1 pseudogene is annotated in these 233 nt (G+C 70.4%); it reads right to left on the bottom strand.

The features are described from left to right. Window positions 1–114: pseudogene (locus tag SM753_RS21575) on the bottom strand (UDP-diphosphatase); the annotation flags it as partial. Window positions 115–233: the final 119 nt, after the last annotated feature.

The following is a 233-nucleotide window of genomic DNA, read 5'->3' as shown; positions in this document are numbered from 1 at the left end:
CCGACCGAGCGCGCGGAGCGCGATGGCGACGTTCCCCTCGCTCGAAATCGGCAGCCACTCGAACACGCCCTGCACCAGCCCGACCAGGAACGCCACCACGAACTCTCCAGCCATGTCACGCGCTCGCGGCGGCGACCACATAGCCCCAACGGTTCGAGCCGCCCGCGAACACGACGACACCGCCACGATTCCGGGCGCCCGTGGACGCGACGATACCGCTGGAACGCCGTGGC

The sequence above is a fragment of the Halostella sp. PRR32 genome, assembly GCF_034808085.1.
Lineage (GTDB): Archaea > Halobacteriota > Halobacteria > Halobacteriales > Natronoarchaeaceae > Halostella > Halostella pelagica.
This window is presented reverse-complemented; position numbering and strand designations above follow the sequence as displayed.